Raw genomic sequence first — 19,622 nt, forward strand, 5'->3', positions numbered from 1 at the left:
AGGGTGCCACGTGCGCGACGAGTCCCGCGTCACACCCGGCGTCCGCTGGCGGAGCGCAAACCCTTCAGGAACGGGCGCGGGGAAGCTTCATCAGCATGAGCGTTCCATCGGGTCCGGTGCTGGCGACCTCCACCGTCCCGCCCGCGCCGACGGCGATTTCGCGCACCAGCGCGAGCCCGATGCCGAAGCTCCGGCGGCCGGCGCCGGCGGGCCCCTCGTTGCGGACGAACCTGTCGAAGATCCGCTCCCGGTCCACCCCTGCGATGCCGCTGCCGGTGTCCGCGACGCTGACCGTGGCGTGCCCTCGGTCCCCGCCCACCGTGACCGTGATCCGTCCGCCGGTGGGTGTGTGAGCCAGGGCGTTGTCCGCGAGGGCGAGCACGGCGCGGCGGAGGCTGTTTTGCTGCACGGCGGACCGGGGCCGTTCAACGGCTTCGAAGTCCAGGGTGATTCCGCGGTCGCGGGCGAGCGCGCGCAGGTCCTCGACGGCGCGTTCCACCACGTCGGCGACGTCGACCGCATGGGCCGGCGGCGCGGCATGCTCGCCGGTGGCCGCGACCAGGAGTTCCGTCACGGTGTCACCCAGGGCCGCGGTGTCCTGCCGGATCTCGGTCAGGCTCCGCTCAATGTCGGAGCCCGCGGGCGCCTTCCGCAGTGCCAGCTGGACACGGGTATCGAGGATCGTCAACGGGGTCCGCAGCTCGTGGCTGGCGTCCTGGACGAACCGGCGCTGCGTGGCCAAGGCGCGGCCCAGCGGCCGGATGGCACTGCGCGCGCTCAGCCAGCCCACCACCCCGGCCAGCAGGATGCCGGCCACGCCGCCGGCCACCATCGCCCCGAGCAGGTCCACCGAGTCGAAGTAGACGCGGACGCCACCGGGGCGGCCCGGATCCGGGATGCCCGTGCGCTGGGCCTGGTAGACCATGTACAGGGACGCCGCGAGGATGACGGCGACGACCATCACCGCGCAGGCCGCGGTGATGAGCAGGCCCACCTTCAGCGAGGCCCGGCGCAGCGCCTGCTGGTCCGGGTTGCGCGCCATCAGTCCGGCTCCCCGAGCTGGTAGCCGGTGCCGTGCACGGTGCGCACCACGGATTTGGCGATCTTGCGCCGCAGATAGTGCACGTAGGTGTCCACGACCCCTGGCAGGTCCTCGGGGCTGAAAGCCGCCGCAATCAGCTCCTCCCGCGTGAAGACGCGGTGCGGAGCGCCCGCGAGCGCAGCCAGCAGCCCGGCTTCCTTCGCGGTGAGGAAGACCTGCTCCCCGTACGGCGAGGTCACCGTGCGCACGGCCGGCTCGAAATCCCACTCCCCGACCGCGAGCCGCCCGGCAGGGGCTTCGTAGCGGCGCGTGAGCGCGCGCAGCCGCGCCTCGAGTTCGGCCAGGTCGAACGGTTTGGTCAGGTAGTCGTTCGCGCCGGCGTCGAGGCCCTCCACCTTGTCCGCGGTGGCGCCGAGGGCCGTGAGCATCAGGACCGGCGTTCCGATGCCCTTCTTCCGCAGTGCTGCCACCAGGGAGAGCCCGTCCATCACGGGCAGACCGCGGTCGACCACGATCACATCCCAGGCGCGAACGAGGCCCAGGTGCAGTCCTTCCTGACCATTGGCGGCCAGGGTGACGTCATAGTCCCCGGCAAGGACGTCCGCGATCATCGGCCCGAGGGCTTTGTCGTCTTCAACCAGCAGCAGGGTCGGCCGCTCGGCGGTGCTCATGGATCCTCATTCTGCCATTGCCTCACGGCGCGCCTTCAGGCGGCGGCGCAGGAGCTCAACACCAGAGGGCAGCACGGAAGCCAGCACCAGCACGACGGCGATGGCGTCGATGTTGCGGGCAATGAAGTCGAAGCCGCCCAGCCAGGTTCCCAGCAGCGTGACCGAGGCGGCCCAGGCGACCGCACCCGTGATGTTCCAGAGCGTGAACTTGCGGTGGTCGTAGCGGGCGATCCCCGCCGTCAGCGGAGCGAAGGTGCGCACGATCGGCAGGAAGCGGGCCAGCACGAGGGCGCGGCCGCCGCGGCGGTGGAAGAAGTCCTCCGTGCGTTCCAGATGGGCGGTCTTGAGCACCTTGGCGCCGGGCTTGAACCAGCGCCGGCCGAACCTGCGTCCCAGAAGGAATCCAGCCTGGTCCCCCGCCGCGGAGGCAGCGGCCACCACCGCGATCAGCACCGGCAGCGCCAGGTTCAGCTGATGGTGCAGCAGCCCCGCGGTGAAGAGCAGGGAGTCCCCGGGCAGGAACGGGAAGAGCAAACCGGATTCGATGAAGATCATCAGGGCGATCACACCGAGGGTTGCCGGTCCGAGGCCCTGGAGGAGGCTGGACGGATCAAGCATGCTGGTCGTTCCGGGAAGGTGCTGGCCGGGACGGCGCATGCTTGGACGGCGCATGCTTGGACGGCGCATGCTTGGACGGCGCATGCTTGGACGGCGCGGAGACGCCCGGTACCGGCCCGAAACGGGCGAGCAGGGGGATGCGGTGCAGGACGGCTGGCGAGTACCGGTTCCAGAGGCCCGTGAAAAGGATGACAATCGCTGTCGACGCCACGAAGGACGCGGCCACGTCCGTGGGGTAGTGCACCCCGATGTAAAGCCGCGACAGGGCCACGACGACGGCGACCACGGACGCTGCGACCGCCGTCGCCCGCTGCCACTTGGTGCCGCGGGCGAGGAAATAGAGTGCGAAACCGAGCGCGACGGCAAAGGCCGTGTGCCCGCTCGGGAAGCTGTTGGAGCCCGTCTCCGGCGCCAGCGGGTTGAACAGCAGGCTCTGGTCCGGGCGGTGCCGGGCCACGATGAGCTTGAAGAATTCGCTCGCGACCCAGCCCAGGCAGCTGAACAGGCCGACGGCCACGGCGTTGACCGGTGAACGGCGCACCAGGAGCAGGTACAGGCAGATCAGGGCGATGATCGCCACCCCCGCGACCGGGGCAAAAGCATAGTTCAGGGTCATCGCCACCGCGTTGAGCACGCTGTCGTGGCTGCGGCTGAGGTCCTGGTCGACCACCAGTTCCTCGGTGGTGTAGCCAGGCGCCAGCTTCGCGGTGAATCCGAGCGCCAGCACGACGGCGGCGAGGACCGCCGGCCACAGGAGCCAGTGCCGGGGCTGCGGCAGCACGGCGAGACGGGCCTGCGCGGGAATGGACACGGCACCGGAGCGGTGGGCGGGGACTGGTCTGGACATTCGTTCCTCGTCATGGTCGCTGGACCGCGGATGCGGCCCAGCTTCCACAATGGAGGGACCGTTCTAAGAAACTGTTAAGAACCGGCGCCCTCCCGACAGCCGGACGCGGCCGCACGCCGCCGGCATCTTCCTGCCAGAATGGGGAGGTATTCGTTGACCCAGCGCAGGAGGAAGCATGAGCGAGAACCCCAACGCATCCGCGGCGGCTGACAGTGACGCCCTCGCCCGCTACCTGCACAGCCACCAGATTGCCGCTGCGTCCGGTGAGCGGCTGTTCGAGCAGGCCGCGAAGGTGTGGAAGGACACTCCCCAGTACGAGGCGCTCGCCCGGCTTGCCGTCGAGGTGGACGAGGACAAAGCCGAGCTGGACGCGCTCGCCCACCGCTTGAATGCGGGTATTTCCGCGCCGAAGAACGTCATTGCGTGGCTCGGATCCCAGATCTCCAAGGTGGACCCGATCAACCCCTTCCGGACGCCGCATGGCGCCACCGGCCAGCTCGAGCTGGAAGCGCTCGTCACCGCCGTGACGGGAAAATCGCTGCTGTGGGAAACGCTGCAGCTGGTGGCCCGGAGCGACAGCCGCATTGACGCTGGCAGGATGCAGGAGCTGCTGGACCGCGCCGACCGGCAAATCCGGGAGCTGAAGGACATCCTCAACGCCTCGTCCGCGGCCCGCTTCCTGCCGACGGAGGGCTGACCCGGCACGGGCGCTCAGCGGAAGTTGGGCTCGCCGAGGAACGGGGCGAGCATGGCCTTCTTTCCGGCCGAGACCCGCAGCAGCCTGCCGGTGTTCTCCTGGAAGAACGCCAAAGTGGTTTCAGCGATGACGCAGCGCGTGCCGGTCACCGGATCGTGGATGGCGTAGGCCATGGTCAGGCTGGCGCCCTTGACCGAGCTCACCCAGACTTCCACCCTGGCCGGCACGTTACGGTAGTTCAAGGGCGCGAGGTATTTGACGCGGTGTTCGACGACGAGCGCCTGGGTGCCCGCGGGGAGGTCGTTGAAGACGGGAAGATCCACATCGACGCCGGGCATGCCGGTGCCGGCGGGCGGCCCGAAGGCGTGGATGCGTGCCTCTTCGAGGATGCGCAGGATCTCCACGTTATTGATGTGCCCGTAGGCGTCCATGTCACCCCACCGCATGGGGACCTGGCAGGTCAGGCGCTGTCCGCCCTGGTCACTGGTATCCGTCATCGCTTTCTCACCTCGGTTCCCAACGCTACCGCGGCGCCGGGGGCCGCACTTATTCTCGAAGCAGCAGTGACCGACAAGGAGAGCATCGATGCAAGGCCTGGAACTCGTTGTCGTGCTCGGCGCCGTTCTCCTTGCCGGCGGCGCGGTGGCCGGCTGGCTCCGGCTCCCCGCCCCCCTGGTCCTGCTGGTCCTGGGGGCAGCACTCGGGTTCCTGCCGCTGATCGGCGGGACGCAGCTCCCGCCTGACGTGGTCCTGCTGCTGTTTCTTCCGGCGCTGCTCTACTGGGAGTCCTTGAACACGTCGCTGCGGGAAATCCGGAGCAACCTGCGGACCATAAGCCTCCTGGCCACCGGCCTGGTGTTCGCCACCGCGGCAGCCGTGGCCGTCGTCGCCCACGCCTTCGGCCTGCCCTGGTCAATGGCGATCGTGCTCGGCGCGATCCTCGCCCCGACGGACGCGACGGCGGTCAGCTCCGTCCCGGTGCGCTTGCCACGCCGGGCCCTGACCACGCTTCGCACGGAAAGCCTGATCAATGACGGGACGGCGCTGGTGCTCTACTCCGTCGCCGTGGCAGCGGCGGTCGCGGAGAAGGAAATCGCTCTCGGCGCCACCTTCGTCCGTTTCCTGCTTTCCTACGGGGTCGGAATCGCCATCGGGCTCGCCGCCGGGTTCCTCGTGGTCTGGCTGCGGCGCTGGATCACCGAACCGCGGCTGGAGAACACGCTCAGCGTGCTCACCCCCTTCATTGCCTACCTCCCGGCCGAGCTGCTCGAGGTCTCCGGGGTGGTCGCCGTCGTCACCTGCGGCTTGACCCTGAGCCAGGCCGCCCCGCGCGTCATTTCCGCCCGGACGCGCACGCAGGCGTTCGGCTTCTGGCAGGTGACCACCTACATCCTCAACGGGGCACTGTTCGTGCTGATCGGGCTGCAGCTGCACCGCATCACGGACGTCTTCGGCTCCCAGGAGATCACCGGGACGCTCCTGCTCTGCGCGCTGGTGATCGTGGCGGTGATCGGGATCCGGATTCTCTGGATGAACACCCTGCCCTACCTGATCCGGCTGCTGGACCGGCGGCCGGCCCAGCGCGGTCGCCGCGTCCCGTTCCGGCAGCGCGTGCCGCTGGCGTGGTCCGGTTTCCGCGGCGCCGTCTCGCTGGCCGCGGCTCTGGCGGTGCCGGCGCACACGGACGCGGGGGCACCGCTGCCGGGCCGGGACCTGGTGATCGCCGCCACCTTCGCCGTCATCCTCTTCACCCTGCTGGTGCAGGGCCTGACGCTGCCCGCGGTGGCGCGCTGGGCAAACCTGCCGGAGGATCCAACGGAGCTCGAGGAGGAGATCCTGGGCGAGGAAAAGGCCCTGGAGGCGGCGCTGGAGGCGCTGCCGGACGCTGCCCGTGAGCTGGACACGCCGCCGGACGTCCGGGACGGCCTCCGGCACAACTACGAAGAGCATCTGGAGCGGATCCGCAGCAAGGCCGGCAGCGATGACCTGGCGGCGGAAATCGAAGCCGAAACCGACCACGACGCCGAGCTGCGCCTGGCCCTGCTTCCGGCGAAGCGGGAGGCTCTGATCCGGCTGCGGGACGAGAAACGCATTGATGATTTCGTGCTGCGCCGGCTGCAGTCCAGGCTCGACCGGGAGGAGCTGCGGCTGTCAGCCGAGGAGGAAACCGAGTAGCCGGTAGGCTCTGCTCCATGAGCGAAGAGGAGCCCCGGACCAGCGCACCCGAGCCCGGTCCCCGGGACGGTGGGTCCGCACCCGTGAAGGACGTCAGCGACGACTTCGTCACCCGGGAGCACAGGCTGCCCTCCGGCCTGGCGTACACGACGACGGCTGGCCGGCTGGTGCTGCGCCAGGAGTCGGTCTCCGACGGGAAGGTGGAAGGGTTCAAACCCAAGGCGGAAATCTTCGTTGTCGCCTACACCGGCAACCCGGACCCCGGCACCGCCAACGACTCGAAGGCCCCCAACCCGCGGCCGGTCACCTTCGCCTTCAACGGCGGCCCGGGATCCAGCAGCGTGTGGCTGCACATGGGCCTGCTCGGGCCCCGGATCGTGGATTCGGGGGACGTGCCGGAGCTGACGCCCCCGCCGTACGGCCTGGTCGACAACCCCGCCACCTTGCTCGAGCACAGCGACCTGGTGCTGATCGACCCGGTGAACACCGGCTTCTCCCGCGTTGTCGAGGGCGGCAAGTCCGACGAGTTCCACGCCTTCGCCGAGGACCGGGACCTCGTGGCCGAGGTGATCCGGCTCTGGGTCACGCGGAACAACCGCTGGCTTTCACCCAAATACCTCGTGGGCGAGTCCTACGGGACGCTCCGCGCCGTCGCCGTCGCCCGCCGGCTCTTCGACGCCTACGGCATGGCGGTCAACGGACTCGGGCTGATCTCCACCGTTCTGAACCTCGGCACGCTGGAGTTCCAGCCCGGCAACGACACCCCGTACGCGCTGCACCTGCCCACCTGCGCGGCGATCGCCCACTACCACGGGCGCCATCCCGGCAGGAGCCTCGCTGAGGTGCTGCGCGAAGCAGAGGAGTACGCGGCCAAGGATTTCGGCTACGCCCTCACGCAGGGATCGCGGCTGACCCGGGACGAGCTCGACGACGTCGTCCGGCGGCTCAGCGAGATCACGACGCTCAGCGAGGACTTCGTCCGCAACAGCAACCTGCGCTGGGAGTACCACGAGTTCGCCGCTGAACTGCTGCGGGCGGACGGGCTCGCCGTCGGACGCATCGACGGCAGGTACACCCAGCGGCCGGCAAAGCTGCACGTTTCCACCAACTGGGACGACCCGTCCATCCAGGCGATCGCCGGGCCGTATGCCGCCGCCGTGAACCACTACCTGCGGGCCGAACTCGGGTACGAGAACGACCTGCCCTACGAGATCCTCACCGCGCGGGTGCACCCGTGGAGCTACAAGGACTTCGAAGGCGCGCCGGTGGACGTGACGGGCGACCTGGAGCGCCTGCTGGTCTACAACCGGGCCCTGCGCGTGCATGTCGACTACGGCTACTACGACGGCGCCACGCCGCACTTCGCCGCCGAGTACGTCTGGGCGCACCTGCCCATGGAGGAGGCCGCGCGCGCCCGTTTCACGCACCACTACCACGAGGCCGGGCACATGATGTACCTGCAGCCCGAGGCGCGCGACAGGCAGCTGGAGGCCCTGAAGCAGTTCGTTCTCGGCGGCGCCGCCGGCTCCTGACACGGCACCGTCCGGGCCGGCCGGATCACGATCCTGCGACACGGTTTCCCGTTTATGACACGTTTTTCCGCGTGTCATAAACGGGAAACCGTGTCATAACCGGGGCTGCACGGAACGCCGGCGTCGGTGGCCTCAGGCGCCGTCCATGGTTGAGCCCCTGACCACCAGGCGGCACGGGAGGTGCTCCACCCCGGAGCCCTCCGAGCCGTCGATGGCCGCGAAAAGCCGCTGCGCGGCGGTGCGCCCGAGCGTCTCCAGGTCCATGTCAATGCTTGAGAGCTGGGGGCGGGACCCGGTGGTCACGACCTGCCAGTCGTCGAACCCGATCACGGCAACATCCCCGGGCACGGACAGCCCGCGGTCCCGGATCGCGTCGATCGCTCCCCGGGCAATCTGGTCGTTGCCGCAGAAGATGGCGTCCACGGTCGGATTCTGCTCGATCAAGGCCGACGCGGCGCTCCGGCCCCAGGCCTCGGACCAGTCCCCGTACAGGACCCTCCCGCCGGCCAAGGCCAGCCCCTCCTCGGCGAGCCTCTTGCTGGCTCCGGCCGCCCGGTCCTGGGCGGCGAGGTAGCCTTCCTGTCCGGTGATGTGGGCGATGTTGCGCCGGCCGAGGCTGAGCAGGTGGTCGATGGCGAGGGCCGCGCCCGCCACGTTGTCCGGCACCACTGACACATCACGGGGGTCCTGGGACGGCCCGTACGCGTACACCACCGGCACCGGCAGGTCATGCCCCAGCGAGGGCCGCGGATCCGTGCTGCTGCCCACGACGATCAGACCGTCCACCCGCCGGGCGAGCAGTGCCTGCAGATGGTAGGACTCCCGGATCGCGTCGCCGCGCGCGTCGCAGAGCAGCACCGACATCTTGCCCGTGCCGAACGCGTCCTCGGCGCCCATCAGCACCGGGATGCTGAACCGGCCGACCAGGTCGTTGGTCAGCAGCCCCACGGTGCCGGTACGGCCGGCGAGCAGGCCCCGCGCAAGCGAGTTGGGCGTGAACGAGACCTTCTTCGCGGCTTCCACGACCCGCTCGCGGGTCTGCGGGTGCACGTACCCCCGGCCGTTGAGGGCTTTCGAAGCCGTCGCGATGGACACGCCCGCCAGCGCAGCGACGTCCTTGAGGGTCACGTTCCTCGGCCTCGCGGGCTTCTCGCTGGTGGTCACATTCCTGCCTTCCCTAGCCTCAACAGTGTTTCCGATATTTTCACACACCAGACCCCTTGACGTCACGAATTTCCCGCATTTACAGTTAGGAAAAGCTTTTCGGGCTGTTTCACAAAAGCCGCCGGACGAACCCCAGTCCGGCCCAACGGGACCGCCCCTCCCGCCCCGCACCCGCCAGATCCGGCAGGCTCCGCACAGCCGCGCAGCCCCGGACCGTCCCGAAGGAATCAGCATGAAGTTCCCGTCCCTCCCCAGCACCCCCAAGACGCCGGGCGCCAAGCGCCGCGGCACCCGCACGATCGCCGCCGTCGGAGCTGCCGCCGTCGTTTCCGCACTGGCCCTCACCGGCTGCGGCTCCGGTGCCGGCTCCAGCTCCGGGGGCTCGTCGAAGGAGATCACCGTCTGGCACTACTTCAGTGACCCGAACCAGGTGAAGGTCATGACGGACTATGCCGACACGTTCCAGAAGAACAACCCCGGCACGAAGGTCAACAACGTCTACGTCCCCTACGACCAACTCGATTCCAAGCTCATTGCCTCGGCAGGCGCCAAGTCCGGCCCCGACGTCGTCGTGTACAACGGCGCCGACGCCAGCAACCTCGCGCTGGCCAACACGCTCGCGCCGCTGGACGACAAGTGGGGCACCTTCGCTGACAAGTCGCAGTTCCCGGAGTCCGTGGTGCACAAGGTCAATGGCAAGACCTACGGCGTGCAGGGCTATGTGAACCTGCTCGGTCTTTGGTACAACAAGGACATCCTCACCTCCCTCGGGGTCCAGCCGCCGAAGACTCTCTCCGAGCTGGAGGACGCCATGGGCAAGGCCGTAGCCGCCGGCAAGCAGGGCATGACCCTCTCCGGCCTGCCGCAAAGCCAGGGCGAGTGGCAGGCCTTCCCGTGGCTTTCCAGCGCCGGCTTCAGCTACGGCTCCCCCGACGCCGGAGCACTGGAGAAGGGCCTCGGCATGGCCCAGGACTGGGTGAAGAAGGGCTACGTCTCCAAGGAGGCGGTGACCTGGGACCAGACGGTCCCGTTCCAGAAGTTCGCTGCCGGCAACGTGGCGTTCGCCGAGAACGGCAACTGGCAGATGGGCACCGCGAAGTCGACCGCCAAGTTCAGCTACGGCGTTGTCCCGCTGCCGGTGGGCTCCGGGAAGGTCTACCTGGGCGGCGAAGCGGAAGGCATCGGCGCGTTCAGCAAGAACCCCGATCTGGCCTGGAAGTACCTGCAGCAGACCTACTTCGACAAGGCCGGCCAGCTGACCGCCATGAAGGACGCCGGCAGCATCCCGTCCCGCAAGGACTCCGCCGCGGATCCCGCCGTCACCGGCAATGACCTGCTCAAGCCCTTCGCGGACTCGATCGCCAAGAACGGCGCCACCTACCCGGACGACGCGGTTCCCGCCAAGAACGTTGCCAACGTCCAGCTCGCCGTCGGCCAGGCCTGGAGCGCCGCCCTCGGCGGGCAGTCCTCACCCTCGGACGCAGCCCAGGCGCTGAACAGCAAGCTGTCCTCGCTGCTGCAGAAGTAACCCATGGAGACCGCCGTGACCTCAGTTCAAACCCGCACCGCCGCCGGCGGCCGCGTGGCATCCCCGGCCAGGAGGCCGCGGCGCCGCGGGCAGGGACGTCTGCTGTACGTCCTGCCCGCGGCAGTCTTCCTCGCCGTCCTCTCCTTTTACCCGCTGGTCCAGCTGGTCCGGATGAGCGTCAGCAATGTCACCGCCTCCACGCTCAACGCCAGCTGGGACTTCGTCGGCACGGCCAACTTCACGGCCGGGCTGGTCCAGGGTGACCTCGGCAAGGCGTTTTGGAACACAGCCGTCTTCGTCATCGTCGTCACCGTCATCGGCCTGGTGGGCGGCCTCGCGGCTGCCATCGTGCTTCGGCACTCGGGCCGCATCTCGGGCCTGCTGCTCGGGGTGATGGTTTTCGTCTGGGCCCTGCCTCCCGTCGTCAATGGGAGCGTCTGGAAGTTCCTGCTGGGCGACAACGGGCTGATCAACGGGATCGTGCACGCCACCGGGCTTGCCGGAGCACCCATCCCGTTCCTGTACGACGAGCACTTCGCCCTGATGTCCGTGGCACTGGTCAATTCCTGGGCCATCATCCCCTTCAACGCGCTCGTCTTCCGGGCCGCCGTGCTGGGCATCCCCGCCGAGACCTTCGAAGCAGCCCAGATCGACGGCGCCGGACCGTGGCAGGAAATCCGGCACGTGCTCCTGCCGGCTGTGCGGCCCACCTCGCTGGTGCTGGCGGTGCTGACCATTGTGTACGCGTTCCGCAGCTTCGACTTCATCTACGTGATGACGTACGGCGGCCCGGGCACGTCCACGAACACGCTGCCCTTCCTGGGCTACCTGCAGGCGTTCGTCCGGTTCGACTACGGCCTCGGATCCGCCACCGCCGTCCTGACCGTCCTGATGGTGCTGGTCCTCGCCGTCGTCTATGCGCGCAGTGTGCGTAAGGAAGAAGCAGAGTGATGAGAAAAATCCGCAAGACCGGTCCCGGACCGGTGACCTGGGCCCTCCGGGCTGTCCTGTTCCTGCTCTACGGCGTGCCGATCCTGTGGATCGTGCTCACGTCGCTGAAGGAACCGGGCGATGTGCTCTCCTCGCAGGCCTCGCTGATCTTCCGTCCTACCCTGAGCGCCTACACGGATGCCATCAGCAACGGCGGCCTGCTCGACGCCGGCATTCAGTCCTTCGTGATTGCCGCGGGGACCACCATCCTGACCCTGCTCGTCGCTATCCCTGCCGCCTACGGCCTGGCCAAGGTAGGGGGCCGGATCACCACGGTGGCGCTGGGGCTGCTGATCGTGCTGCAGATGACACCGCAGACAGCCACCGTGATCCCGCTCTTCCAGATCTTCGGCAGCTGGGGCCTGCTGGACCAGCGGATCGGCGTCATCATTGCGGACACCGCGCTGCTGGTTCCGTTCGCCATCCTCCTGCTGCGGCCCTTCTTTCGGGCCGTCCCGGACGCCCTCGAGGAAGCCGGCGCCATTGACGGGGCACGGAACTGGAAGATCTTCACGTCCATCGTGCTGCCGGTGGCCCGCAACGGCGTCGCCACCACCGGAACCTTGGTGTTCCTGCTCAGCTGGGGCGAGTTCCTCTACGCGATCAACTTCCTGCTCTCGCCGGGGAGTTACCCGCTCAGCGCCCTGCTGGCCCAGCAGGTGTCGGCCTTCGGCATCAACTGGCCCGGGCTGATGGCCCTGGCGGTCATCACGTCGATCCCCATCCTCATCCTGTTCGTCTTCACCTACCGCCTGCTCAAGGAAGGCCTGACGCTCGGCGCCGTGAAATAGCCGGGCCCTGCGCCGCTCCTTCGATCCGATCCACTAGTCAAGGAAATCCATGAACACCACCGTTACCCGCGCCGATTTCGGCCTGCCCGTCGCCCCCGCCCGCGGCGCGCTCCGGCCCCTGAGCATCGGCGACGTCCGCATCGCCGGCGGCTACTGGGGCCACAAGCAGACCGTCAACGGGACCGTCAGCATCCGGCACGCCGAGGAGTGGATCGAGAAGGTCGGCTGGATCGGCAACTTCGACGCCGCCGTCGAGGGCCGCCTGCCGCAGGACCACACCGGACGCTCCTTCGCCGACTCGGATGTCTACAAGCTGATGGAGGCCATGGCCTGGGAGATCGGCCGCACCGGCGACGCCGGGATGGAACGGCGCCTGCAGGCGCTGGTCGCACGGATCGCCCCGGCCCAGGAAGAGGACGGCTACATCAACACCTACTTCGGCCGTCCCGGCCAGGGTGCCCGGTATAGCGATCTTGAGTGGGGCCATGAGCTTTACTCCTTCGGCCACCTGATCCAGGCCGGCATCGCCCGCGGGCGTACGCACGGCGAGGACGAGCTGGTCCGGATCGCCCGCCGCGCCGCGGACCACGTTTGCGAGGCCTTCGGCGAGAACGGCCTGCAGGGCGTCTGCGGCCACCCCGAAATCGAGGTGGCGCTGGCCGAGTTCGCCCGGTACACGGGGGACCGCAAGTACCTCGACCAGGCGCTGCGCTTCATCGAACGGCGCGGCCACGGCACGCTGGGGCAGATCGAGTTCGGCCAGTCCTATTTCCAGGACGACCAGCCCGTGCGCGACGCCAAAGTCATGACCGGGCACTCCGTGCGCGCGCTGTACCTGGCCGCCGCCGCCGTGGACGCCGCCGTCGACACCGGCGACGGCGAACTGCTGGACGGGATGATCGAGCAGGTCGCGAACACCGTGGCCCGGCGCACGTATCTCACCGGCGGCATGGGCGCCCACCACGAGGGCGAGTCCTTCGGCGTCGATTACGAACTGCCGCCGGACCGCGCCTACTCCGAGACCTGCGCCGGCGTCGGCTCCATCATGGTCAACTACCGGCTGCTGCTCGCCACCGGCGAGGCCAAGTACGCGGACCTGATCGAGCGCACCCTGTTCAACGTGGTCGCCGCTTCGCCGGCCGAGGACGGGCGTTCCTTCTTCTACACGAACACACTGCACCAGCGTGAGCAGGGCCAGGAGCCGTCCGCCACCGAGCCGAGCCCGCGCGCGTCGTCGAGCCTGCGGGCGCCGTGGTTCGAAGTCTCCTGCTGCCCGACGAACGTCGCCCGCACCCTCTCGTCTCTGGGGGCGCTGCTGGCCACCACCACGGACAACGGCGTGCAGCTGCACCAGTACGCTGCCAGCGGGATCAGCGCCCGGCTGGCGGACGGCAGCCCTGTGGTGCTCCGGGTGGAGACTGACTACCCGCGCTCCGGCGGCATCCGGATCGTGGTGGAGGAAACCGGCGCGGCCGCCTGGGAGCTCAGCCTGCGGATCCCCGCCTGGGCCGGTGACGACGCGCGGCTGGCCTGCGCGGGCGAGTCGTATGACGCCGCTCCCGGCACCGCGCGGATTTCCCGCACCTTCTCTCCCGGGGACGTCGTCGAGCTGGAGCTGCCGGTGCAACCGCGGTGGACCTTCCCGGACCCCCGGATTGATGCGGTGCGCGGCGCTGCCGCCGTGGAGCGCGGCCCCGTGGTGATGTGCGTGGAATCCACCGACCTGCACGGGCACGACGTGAACGGAGTCCGGGTCGACACTTCGGCGCCGCTGCTGGACGAGGAGGGGGCCGCGAGCGTTCAGGTCCGGTTCGGGCAGTTCGACGACGGCACCTGGCCCTACGGCGCGTGTGCTCGGGCGCAGGAGGATACTGAGCCGGCGTCCGGTGAGCGGGTAAAGCTGATCCCCTACGCCTCCTGGGCCAACCGTGGGCCCTCCACCATGCGCGTCTGGATGCCGACGGCGTGAGCGCCACAGGCTAAGGCCATCACACTTCCCCGGGGATTTCTGTTTCCTTCCCCGGGGACACCGGCCGGTACCGCTTCGGGTGCGGTACCGGCCGCAGGTGTCTCCGGGTCGGCTCAGTCGGCGAAGTTCTTCTCCAGGAATTCGAGGGTGCGGCGCCAGGCATCGCGGGAGGCGTCCTCGCTGTAGGTCCACTGGTTGGTGTCGTTGAAGAACGCGTGCCCGGTTCCCGGGTAAACCACCGGGGTGAAGTCGACGCCGGCCTCCGCCATCAGCCGCTCCAGCCCGGGCAGCTTGTCAATGAGGGCAGTGTCCTTTTTTCCATAGAAGGCAAGCACCGGGCAGCTGATGCCGCGGAGCTGCTCGAGGCTGAAGTCTGCGTGGCCGTAGAACGGCACGGCCGCCCGCAGCCGTGGCTCGTGGACCGCCAGCGAGAAGCTGTACGTGCCGCCAAAGCAGAAGCCGGTAACGGCGACCCGCCCGCCCGTGCCGGCGAGGTCGTAGAGGTGCTCGAAGCAGGCCCGCACCGCTGCCGTCGTTTTCTCCGCGAAGCCTGGGGCGCGCAGCGGGGCCATCAACTCGCGGAGCTGCGGCTGGGCCCTGGCACGCTGCTCGGGATCGAACAGCGTGGACTGCAGCTCAGCGGCGAGCTCCGGCGTCATCCCCGTGTCAGCGAGCAGGTTCGGTGCGAGCACGACGTACCCTTCCGCAGCGAAGCGGTCTGCCACGTCCTTGGTATGGTCCACCAGCCCCCAGACTTCATGGATGACCACCAAGCCGCCCTTGGGCTTGCCCGCGGGCTCGCTCAAGTAGGCCTCGACGGAGGTTTCGCTGTTTCCGATCTGCACCATTTCTCCCATGGCACCCAGCCTTGCACACGTTTCCCGAAGAACAGTGGGAACGGAAGTCGGCGACCTCGGGGATCTTGAGGGTTTCTTAAGGCAAGGACACAGGGCGCCTTAAGTTTCACCCGCGAGGATCGATGCAGGGTCGGCGGCGGATGAGCCCCTTGAGACCGGGCTTCGGGTCCGTCGCCGACCACGACTTCAGCTAACCGCTGAGGGTCTGGACGATGTTGATGATTGCCGGGCCCAGAATCACAATGAACAGCACCGGCATGATGCACACCATCAAGGGGAACAGAACCTTGACGGGAATTTTCATTGCCTGCTCCTCGGCCCGCTGGCGCCGCTTCATCCTCATTTCGGCGGCTTGGGTCCGCAGGACACCCGCCACAGAGATCCCGTACATATCCGCCTGGATGATGGAGCGCACAAACCTGCGCAGGTCGACGGCGGTAGTCCTGGCCGCCAGGTCCTGGTAGGCCTCCCGGCGCGATTTGCCGACCTGCATGTCCTGCAGCGTGTGCACAAGTTCCTGTGCGAGGGGGCCTTTGCCGTTCTGGCCCGCGCGGGCCATGGCCGCCTCGAAGCCGAGGCCGGCCTCCACCGCGATGGTCATTTGATCCAGGGTGTCCGGCAGTGCCAGGGTTATCGCCTCCTGCCGCTCGATTCCCCGGCTGTAGAGCAACAGGTCCGGAACGAAGTAGGCGAGCAGCATGAGGCCGAGCGCCAGCAGGAGCCGGGCCATGCCTGGGTCACCGAGCAGGAAGAGCAGACCGACGGCCGCCCCCGTTACGGCGAGGACGAATTTGGCCGCCAGCAGCCGCTTCATCGGCCATCCCGCCGGGCGTCCCGCCAAGGCCAGAAGCCGGTCCAGCCGCGCCACGAAGCTCGCGGGAGTGAGGCGCCGACCCAATGCAGCGATCAGCTGGCCGCGCTCGGCCTCGGGTTCGGCCGTCACAGTCAGACCGCGGCTCAGGTTCTCCTGCGCATTGCGGTCGCGGTAAAGGCGCGGCCCCCATATCGCCCACGCGAACAATGGCGCCGCGCAACCGACTGCGACCGTCGCGAGCAGGATGAAAATCGGCAACTGAGGACCCCTAGAATTTGAAGCTGACGACTTTGCGCAGCCAGAGGCTGCCGATGACGAGAAGCACGGCCCCGATGGCTAGCAGCACCAGACCGATCGGCGTTTCGACGAGCTTTGAGATGTAACTCGGGCTGATGACAAAAAGGACGGCGCCCATACCGAACGGAAGGCCGCCAAGGACGACAGCGGACATTCTGCCTTCGGCGCTCAGTGCTTTGATCTGGCGGCGGATCTGGTTCCTTTCGCGGATGGTCTGACCCACCTGGTCGAGGACTTCCGCGAGATTGCCTCCTACTTCACGGTGGATGGCGATTGCCTGCGCCACCCAGAGGAAATCCTCGCTCTGCATCCGCGCCGCTGCCGCATCCAGGGCCTCGCCCAGATCGCGGCCAAGCCGCGTTTCGTTGATGATCCGGGCGAACTCTTCCGACGTCGGGGCGTCCGCTTCAGTGGCAAGGGCATCGACGGCGCGGAGCAGGCTGTGGCCGGCGCGGAGGCCGCTGGCCATCAGCTGCAAGGAATCATCGAGCTGGTCGTTGAAGGCCGCGCGGCGCCGCGAGGCAAGGACTCCAAGAACGAGCTTGGCCGCTACGGCGGCAAGGATCGCGAACAGCAGGCCTACCAGAGGACCCCCCAGGGTCACGCCGACGAGCGCCAGCACCACCGCCGGAGCTGCCACGATTACGATGAAGTCCGCCGGCCGCAGTTTCAATCCTGCGATTTCCAGCGCCGAACTGAGCGCCGGAGCCCCCTTGAGCTGCCGGAGGATTGTCTCCGCCAGATGGGTAGCCACCGAGGTGATGCCCGTCAGGCGCGATTTTGGCTCCGCTTCGGCGCCCGATTGGAGTTCCAGCGTCACTTTTGGGCGTGGCGGGAACAGGACCAGCAGGACTGCCGCTGCCGCCGCATAACAAAGGACCAGTCCCAGCACGAGGACGGCAGGCTCGGGGCCGGCCGATAACGGAACTTGAAGAGGCATTGGAGTCATCGCAGCGGCCGTCCTGCCGGCGTTGCGCCGAATACCTGGGGAGAGAGTTCGATGCCCAACTCTTGGAACCGTTCCACGAACCGCGGCCGCACACCGGTGGGAACCGGTTTGCCGAGGAAACGCCCGTTGCTGTCTACTCCGGCGCTGTAGTCGAAGACAAATGCGTCCTGGAGCGTGACGATTTCACCCTCCATCCCCTGCACCTCTGTGACGTGGGTGACCCGCCGCGTGCCGTCGCGTAGGCGCGTGAGCTGCACGATGAGATCCACCGCCGAGGCGATCTGTTCGCGCACTGCACGCAGCGGAAGGTCCATTCCTGCCATCAGGACGAGTGTTTCGAGACGGGAGATCGCATCGCGCGGCGAGTTGGAGTGGACGGTGGAGAGGGACCCGTCGTGCCCGGTGTTCATTGCCTGCAGCATGTCCAGGCTCTCGCCGCCGCGGCACTCCCCCACCACGATGCGGTCGGGCCGCATGCGCAGGGAGTTACGCACCAGGTCGCGGATCGTGATCTCGCCCTTTCCTTCGATGTTCGCCGGCCGGCTCTCCAGGCTCACGACGTGATCCTGCTGAAGCTGAAGTTCGACGGCGTCCTCGATCGTGACGATGCGCTCATCGTGCGGAATAAAGGAAGACAGCACATTCAGCAGAGTGGTCTTGCCTGTGCCGGTGCCTCCCGACACGATGATGTTGAGCCGCCCCTTCACACAGGCGTTGAGCAGCTCCGCCATTTCCGGGGTCAAGGTTCCGAACCCGATCAGATCCCGTACCTGGAACGGATCCGTCGCGAATTTGCGGATGGTTAAGGAGGAGCCGTGGACGGCCAGCGGTGGAATCACGGCATTGACTCGGGAACCGTCCGCGAGCCGCGCGTCGACGAGCGGGGACGACTCGTCGATACGGCGTCCCACCTTGGAAACGATCCGTTCGATAACCCGCCGCAGGTGCTCCTCAGAGGAGAAGCGCACGCCGGTCAGTGTCAGTTTTCCCCGATACTCGGCGTAGATCTTGTTGTGGCCGTTCACCATGATTTCGGTGACCTCTTCATCGTCGAGCAGCTGCTGCAGGGGCCCGTAACCCAGGACGTCGTCGCTGACCTCCTTGATCAGGCGCAGCCGTTCCTCGCGCGTCAGAAGAATTGCTTCTGCTTCGACCACGCGAACCAGTTCTTCGTGCACGAGGTCGCTGAGAGCTTCCTCGGTCAGGGAAGAGTCGAGCAGACGCGTGCCCATACGCTCAAAGAGATCCTGCCCTGCCCTTTGCTTCAGCTTGCCGAGCGCATCGTGGGGCTCCTCTACGGGGGCTGGCACCGTCTTCTTTGGCGTTGTAAGCGGTCCCGGTGGTCCCGGTATTTTCGGCACAGGTGTCAACGCCGAGTCCGGAGCGCCCGGACGGCTAGCCGGGGCAGACTTGGGCTCCGGCGTTGCCAGCTGTTCCGCGGGGACGGGTTGACCGTTGGCCGCAGCCAGGCGCTGAGCGAGGTTCATAGTGCTCCAATCCGGTGCCGTGCCTTGCTCCTGCGCTTCGGTGCCGCCACCGGGGCAGGGGTGAACCGGCTAATGAGCCGACGAAGCTCTTTCGTGGCGCGGTCCTTCTTCCTGCTGAGCAAGAGCGGCACACCCTGGTTGGTGGAGAGACGTACGCCGCGGCTGAACGGGATGACGACGTCGGGCTTCTGACCCAGAGTCTGTTCGACGTCCGCGGCCGACAGGCCGTCCCTCGGATCGGCCCCGTTGAGGACGATGTGCTTGGCGGCCGGGATCATGCCTAGGGCACGGAGCACGTCAAGTTCCTTGCGGAGCCCGCGGACGCTGGGAACATCGAGACCGCCAACGAACACAAAATCCGTCGAGCGGTCCAACGCCGCCAAGGTGTGCTCGGACAAGCCCGGCGCAGTGTCGACAATGATGAATCGGTACTGGGCCGCCAGCTGCTCCAGCAAATGCGCCACGTCTGCCGGACTGATGTCCGCTTCAGCAGCCGGCGAATCCGGTGCCGCCAGAACGTACACGCCACTGGGGTGGGCGCTGAGGTAAGACTTCAGCACCATGGTGTCGCTCCGGGCGGCTCCGCGAACCGCCTCCGCGAGGGACTGCTCGGAAGCAATGCGCATGGCGCTTGCCACATCACCAAACTGCAGGTCCAGGTCCACGAGGACCGTCGAGTGCGGTGCGGACGCGGCGAGACCGACGGCCAGGTTAGTGGCAACCGTCGTCTTTCCCGCGCCTCCCTTTGGTGAGACGACGGCGATGATCCGCCCCTGCACTCCGCTGTTATCCATGCCGCCGGGCAGCGGAGCTGCCGCACGGCGCCTGACCTGCGAGGCTTGCACGGCGCGGTGAAGCACCGCGGTGAGGTCCTGCAACTCGGCATCCGGGGTCAGCACGTCGCGGACCCCGGCCCGCATCGCCGCGAGTGCTGCTTGGTCCGCCTCCGGCGTGATCAAGAGGACACTCACGTCCGGGTGCAGCCGGTCGACCCCGGACGCAAGCTGAAGTGCTTCTTCCAAGGGAACACCGGGACCGAGCAGCACGACTTCCGGCAGCGCGCCTCCAGGGAGCTGAGCGAGCAACACGCCGGGCTCGTGAGGGAAAGCCTCTCCCTGCCAAAGATGGATCTCCCCTGCCAGCTCACCCGTTGCGGCAGAGGCCACCCTCTGGGAATAATCCGGATCGGTTGTC

General features: G+C 67.9%; 18 protein-coding genes. 7 read left to right on the forward strand and 11 right to left on the reverse strand.

Features of this window, described 5'->3' with window-relative positions; translation table 11 throughout:
• Nucleotides 1–64 precede the first annotated feature (64 nt).
• From KIH31_RS03035 to KIH31_RS03050, 4 genes are read right to left on the reverse strand one after another with little or no spacing between them, the layout of a single operon-like run.
• The gene (locus KIH31_RS03035) at nt 65–1,042 is read right to left on the reverse strand and encodes a HAMP domain-containing sensor histidine kinase (RefSeq protein WP_214425559.1); all 978 of its coding nucleotides are present in this window, start codon (nt 1,040–1,042) and stop codon (nt 65–67) included.
• Complete coding sequence (locus tag KIH31_RS03040; protein ID WP_214425560.1) at nt 1,042–1,713, reverse strand: response regulator transcription factor; 672 nt, start codon at nt 1,711–1,713, stop codon at nt 1,042–1,044. Before KIH31_RS03040 ends, KIH31_RS03035 begins: the two co-directional genes overlap by 1 nt.
• A gap of 6 nt (nt 1,714–1,719) precedes the next feature.
• The gene (locus tag KIH31_RS03045; protein ID WP_250545354.1) at nt 1,720–2,331 is read right to left on the reverse strand and encodes a DedA family protein; all 612 of its coding nucleotides are present in this window, start codon (nt 2,329–2,331) and stop codon (nt 1,720–1,722) included.
• Nucleotides 2,324–3,178: a phosphatase PAP2 family protein gene (locus KIH31_RS03050; RefSeq protein WP_214425562.1), complete on the reverse strand. Its 855-nt coding sequence runs from the start codon at nt 3,176–3,178 to the stop codon at nt 2,324–2,326. Before KIH31_RS03050 ends, KIH31_RS03045 begins: the two co-directional genes overlap by 8 nt.
• A gap of 175 nt (nt 3,179–3,353) precedes the next feature.
• Here KIH31_RS03050 and KIH31_RS03055 point away from each other — a divergent pair, with 175 nt between their 5' ends.
• Complete coding sequence (locus KIH31_RS03055; protein ID WP_214425563.1) at nt 3,354–3,875, forward strand: hypothetical protein; 522 nt, start codon at nt 3,354–3,356, stop codon at nt 3,873–3,875.
• Nucleotides 3,876–3,889: 14 nt separating this feature from the next.
• On the opposite strand, the gene KIH31_RS03060 is transcribed toward KIH31_RS03055, so the two are convergent.
• Nucleotides 3,890–4,372 (reverse strand): thioesterase family protein, encoded by a 483-nt coding sequence (locus tag KIH31_RS03060; RefSeq protein WP_214425564.1) that lies wholly within the window; start codon nt 4,370–4,372, stop codon nt 3,890–3,892.
• A gap of 88 nt (nt 4,373–4,460) precedes the next feature.
• On the opposite strand from KIH31_RS03060, the gene KIH31_RS03065 reads away from it, so the two are divergent.
• Entirely contained in the window at nt 4,461–6,050 is a 1,590-nt protein-coding gene (locus KIH31_RS03065; RefSeq protein ID WP_214425565.1) for a Na+/H+ antiporter, read from the forward strand.
• A 17-nt stretch (nt 6,051–6,067) separates the two neighbouring features.
• The gene (locus tag KIH31_RS03070; RefSeq protein ID WP_214425566.1) at nt 6,068–7,582 is read left to right on the forward strand and encodes a S10 family peptidase; all 1,515 of its coding nucleotides are present in this window, start codon (nt 6,068–6,070) and stop codon (nt 7,580–7,582) included.
• Between the two features lie 132 nt (nt 7,583–7,714).
• Here the strand turns inward: KIH31_RS03070 and KIH31_RS03075 are convergent, their stop codons facing one another.
• Complete coding sequence (locus KIH31_RS03075; protein WP_307857510.1) at nt 7,715–8,746, reverse strand: LacI family DNA-binding transcriptional regulator; 1,032 nt, start codon at nt 8,744–8,746, stop codon at nt 7,715–7,717.
• A gap of 232 nt (nt 8,747–8,978) precedes the next feature.
• Between KIH31_RS03075 and KIH31_RS03080 the strand changes: the two genes are divergently transcribed.
• Genes KIH31_RS03080 through KIH31_RS03095 form a run of 4 tightly spaced genes read left to right on the forward strand, consistent with a single transcriptional unit; the run spans nt 8,979 to nt 14,024 of the window.
• On the forward strand, nt 8,979–10,274 hold the full coding sequence (locus KIH31_RS03080) for a sugar ABC transporter substrate-binding protein (RefSeq protein WP_214425568.1): 1,296 nt from the start codon (nt 8,979–8,981) through the stop codon (nt 10,272–10,274).
• A 15-nt stretch (nt 10,275–10,289) separates the two neighbouring features.
• A complete protein-coding gene (locus tag KIH31_RS03085; protein ID WP_214425569.1) occupies nt 10,290–11,225 on the forward strand; it encodes a carbohydrate ABC transporter permease in 936 nt (311 codons plus the stop codon).
• On the forward strand, nt 11,225–12,055 hold the full coding sequence (locus KIH31_RS03090; RefSeq protein ID WP_214425570.1) for a carbohydrate ABC transporter permease: 831 nt from the start codon (nt 11,225–11,227) through the stop codon (nt 12,053–12,055). Before KIH31_RS03085 ends, KIH31_RS03090 begins: the two co-directional genes overlap by 1 nt.
• Before the next feature lie 49 nt (nt 12,056–12,104).
• On the forward strand, nt 12,105–14,024 hold the full coding sequence (locus KIH31_RS03095; RefSeq protein ID WP_214425571.1) for a glycoside hydrolase family 127 protein: 1,920 nt from the start codon (nt 12,105–12,107) through the stop codon (nt 14,022–14,024).
• A 113-nt stretch (nt 14,025–14,137) separates the two neighbouring features.
• Here the strand turns inward: KIH31_RS03095 and KIH31_RS03100 are convergent, their stop codons facing one another.
• The 5 genes from KIH31_RS03100 to KIH31_RS03120 all read right to left on the reverse strand — a co-directional run bounded on the left by KIH31_RS03100 (nt 14,138) and on the right by KIH31_RS03120 (nt 19,594).
• Nucleotides 14,138–14,881 carry a dienelactone hydrolase family protein gene (locus tag KIH31_RS03100; RefSeq protein WP_214425572.1) on the reverse strand — a complete coding sequence of 248 codons (744 nt, stop codon included), beginning with the start codon at nt 14,879–14,881 and terminating at the stop codon, nt 14,138–14,140.
• Nucleotides 14,882–15,071: 190 nt separating this feature from the next.
• Entirely contained in the window at nt 15,072–15,953 is an 882-nt protein-coding gene (locus KIH31_RS03105; protein ID WP_214425573.1) for a type II secretion system F family protein, read from the reverse strand.
• 10 nt (nt 15,954–15,963) lie between these two features.
• Nucleotides 15,964–16,932, reverse strand: a complete 969-nt coding sequence (locus KIH31_RS03110; RefSeq protein ID WP_214425574.1) for a type II secretion system F family protein — start codon at nt 16,930–16,932, stop codon at nt 15,964–15,966.
• 5 nt (nt 16,933–16,937) lie between these two features.
• Nucleotides 16,938–18,428: a CpaF family protein gene (locus KIH31_RS03115; RefSeq protein WP_214425575.1), complete on the reverse strand. Its 1,491-nt coding sequence runs from the start codon at nt 18,426–18,428 to the stop codon at nt 16,938–16,940.
• Nucleotides 18,425–19,594, reverse strand: coding sequence for an AAA family ATPase (locus tag KIH31_RS03120; RefSeq protein WP_307857511.1), 1,170 nt, complete (start codon nt 19,592–19,594; stop codon nt 18,425–18,427). The genes KIH31_RS03115 and KIH31_RS03120 overlap by 4 nt, the downstream gene beginning before the upstream one ends.
• Between the last annotated feature and the right edge of the window lie 28 nt (nt 19,595–19,622).

The sequence above is a fragment of the Paenarthrobacter sp. DKR-5 genome (genome assembly GCF_018531425.1).
Taxonomy (GTDB): domain Bacteria; phylum Actinomycetota; class Actinomycetes; order Actinomycetales; family Micrococcaceae; genus DKR-5.

Excerpts from the sequence above, each read along its gene's own strand:
- KIH31_RS03115 (WP_214425575.1), bottom strand. The coding sequence starts at position 18,428 with ATGAACCTCGCTCAGCGCCTGGCTGCGGCCAACGGTCAACCCGTCCCC.
- KIH31_RS03060 (WP_214425564.1), bottom strand. The coding sequence starts at position 4,372 with ATGACGGATACCAGTGACCAGGGCGGACAGCGCCTGACCTGCCAGGTC.
- KIH31_RS03090 (WP_214425570.1), top strand. The coding sequence starts at position 11,225 with ATGAGAAAAATCCGCAAGACCGGTCCCGGACCGGTGACCTGGGCCCTC.
- KIH31_RS03095 (WP_214425571.1), top strand. The coding sequence starts at position 12,105 with ATGAACACCACCGTTACCCGCGCCGATTTCGGCCTGCCCGTCGCCCCC.
- KIH31_RS03100 (WP_214425572.1), bottom strand. The coding sequence starts at position 14,881 with ATGGGAGAAATGGTGCAGATCGGAAACAGCGAAACCTCCGTCGAGGCC.
- KIH31_RS03110 (WP_214425574.1), bottom strand. The coding sequence starts at position 16,932 with ATGCCTCTTCAAGTTCCGTTATCGGCCGGCCCCGAGCCTGCCGTCCTC.
- KIH31_RS03040 (WP_214425560.1), bottom strand. The coding sequence starts at position 1,713 with ATGAGCACCGCCGAGCGGCCGACCCTGCTGCTGGTTGAAGACGACAAA.
- KIH31_RS03050 (WP_214425562.1), bottom strand. The coding sequence starts at position 3,178 with ATGTCCAGACCAGTCCCCGCCCACCGCTCCGGTGCCGTGTCCATTCCC.
- KIH31_RS03070 (WP_214425566.1), top strand. The coding sequence starts at position 6,068 with ATGAGCGAAGAGGAGCCCCGGACCAGCGCACCCGAGCCCGGTCCCCGG.
- KIH31_RS03080 (WP_214425568.1), top strand. The coding sequence starts at position 8,979 with ATGAAGTTCCCGTCCCTCCCCAGCACCCCCAAGACGCCGGGCGCCAAG.
- KIH31_RS03035 (WP_214425559.1), bottom strand. The coding sequence starts at position 1,042 with ATGGCGCGCAACCCGGACCAGCAGGCGCTGCGCCGGGCCTCGCTGAAG.
- KIH31_RS03065 (WP_214425565.1), top strand. The coding sequence starts at position 4,461 with ATGCAAGGCCTGGAACTCGTTGTCGTGCTCGGCGCCGTTCTCCTTGCC.
- KIH31_RS03055 (WP_214425563.1), top strand. The coding sequence starts at position 3,354 with ATGAGCGAGAACCCCAACGCATCCGCGGCGGCTGACAGTGACGCCCTC.
- KIH31_RS03045 (WP_250545354.1), bottom strand. The coding sequence starts at position 2,331 with ATGCTTGATCCGTCCAGCCTCCTCCAGGGCCTCGGACCGGCAACCCTC.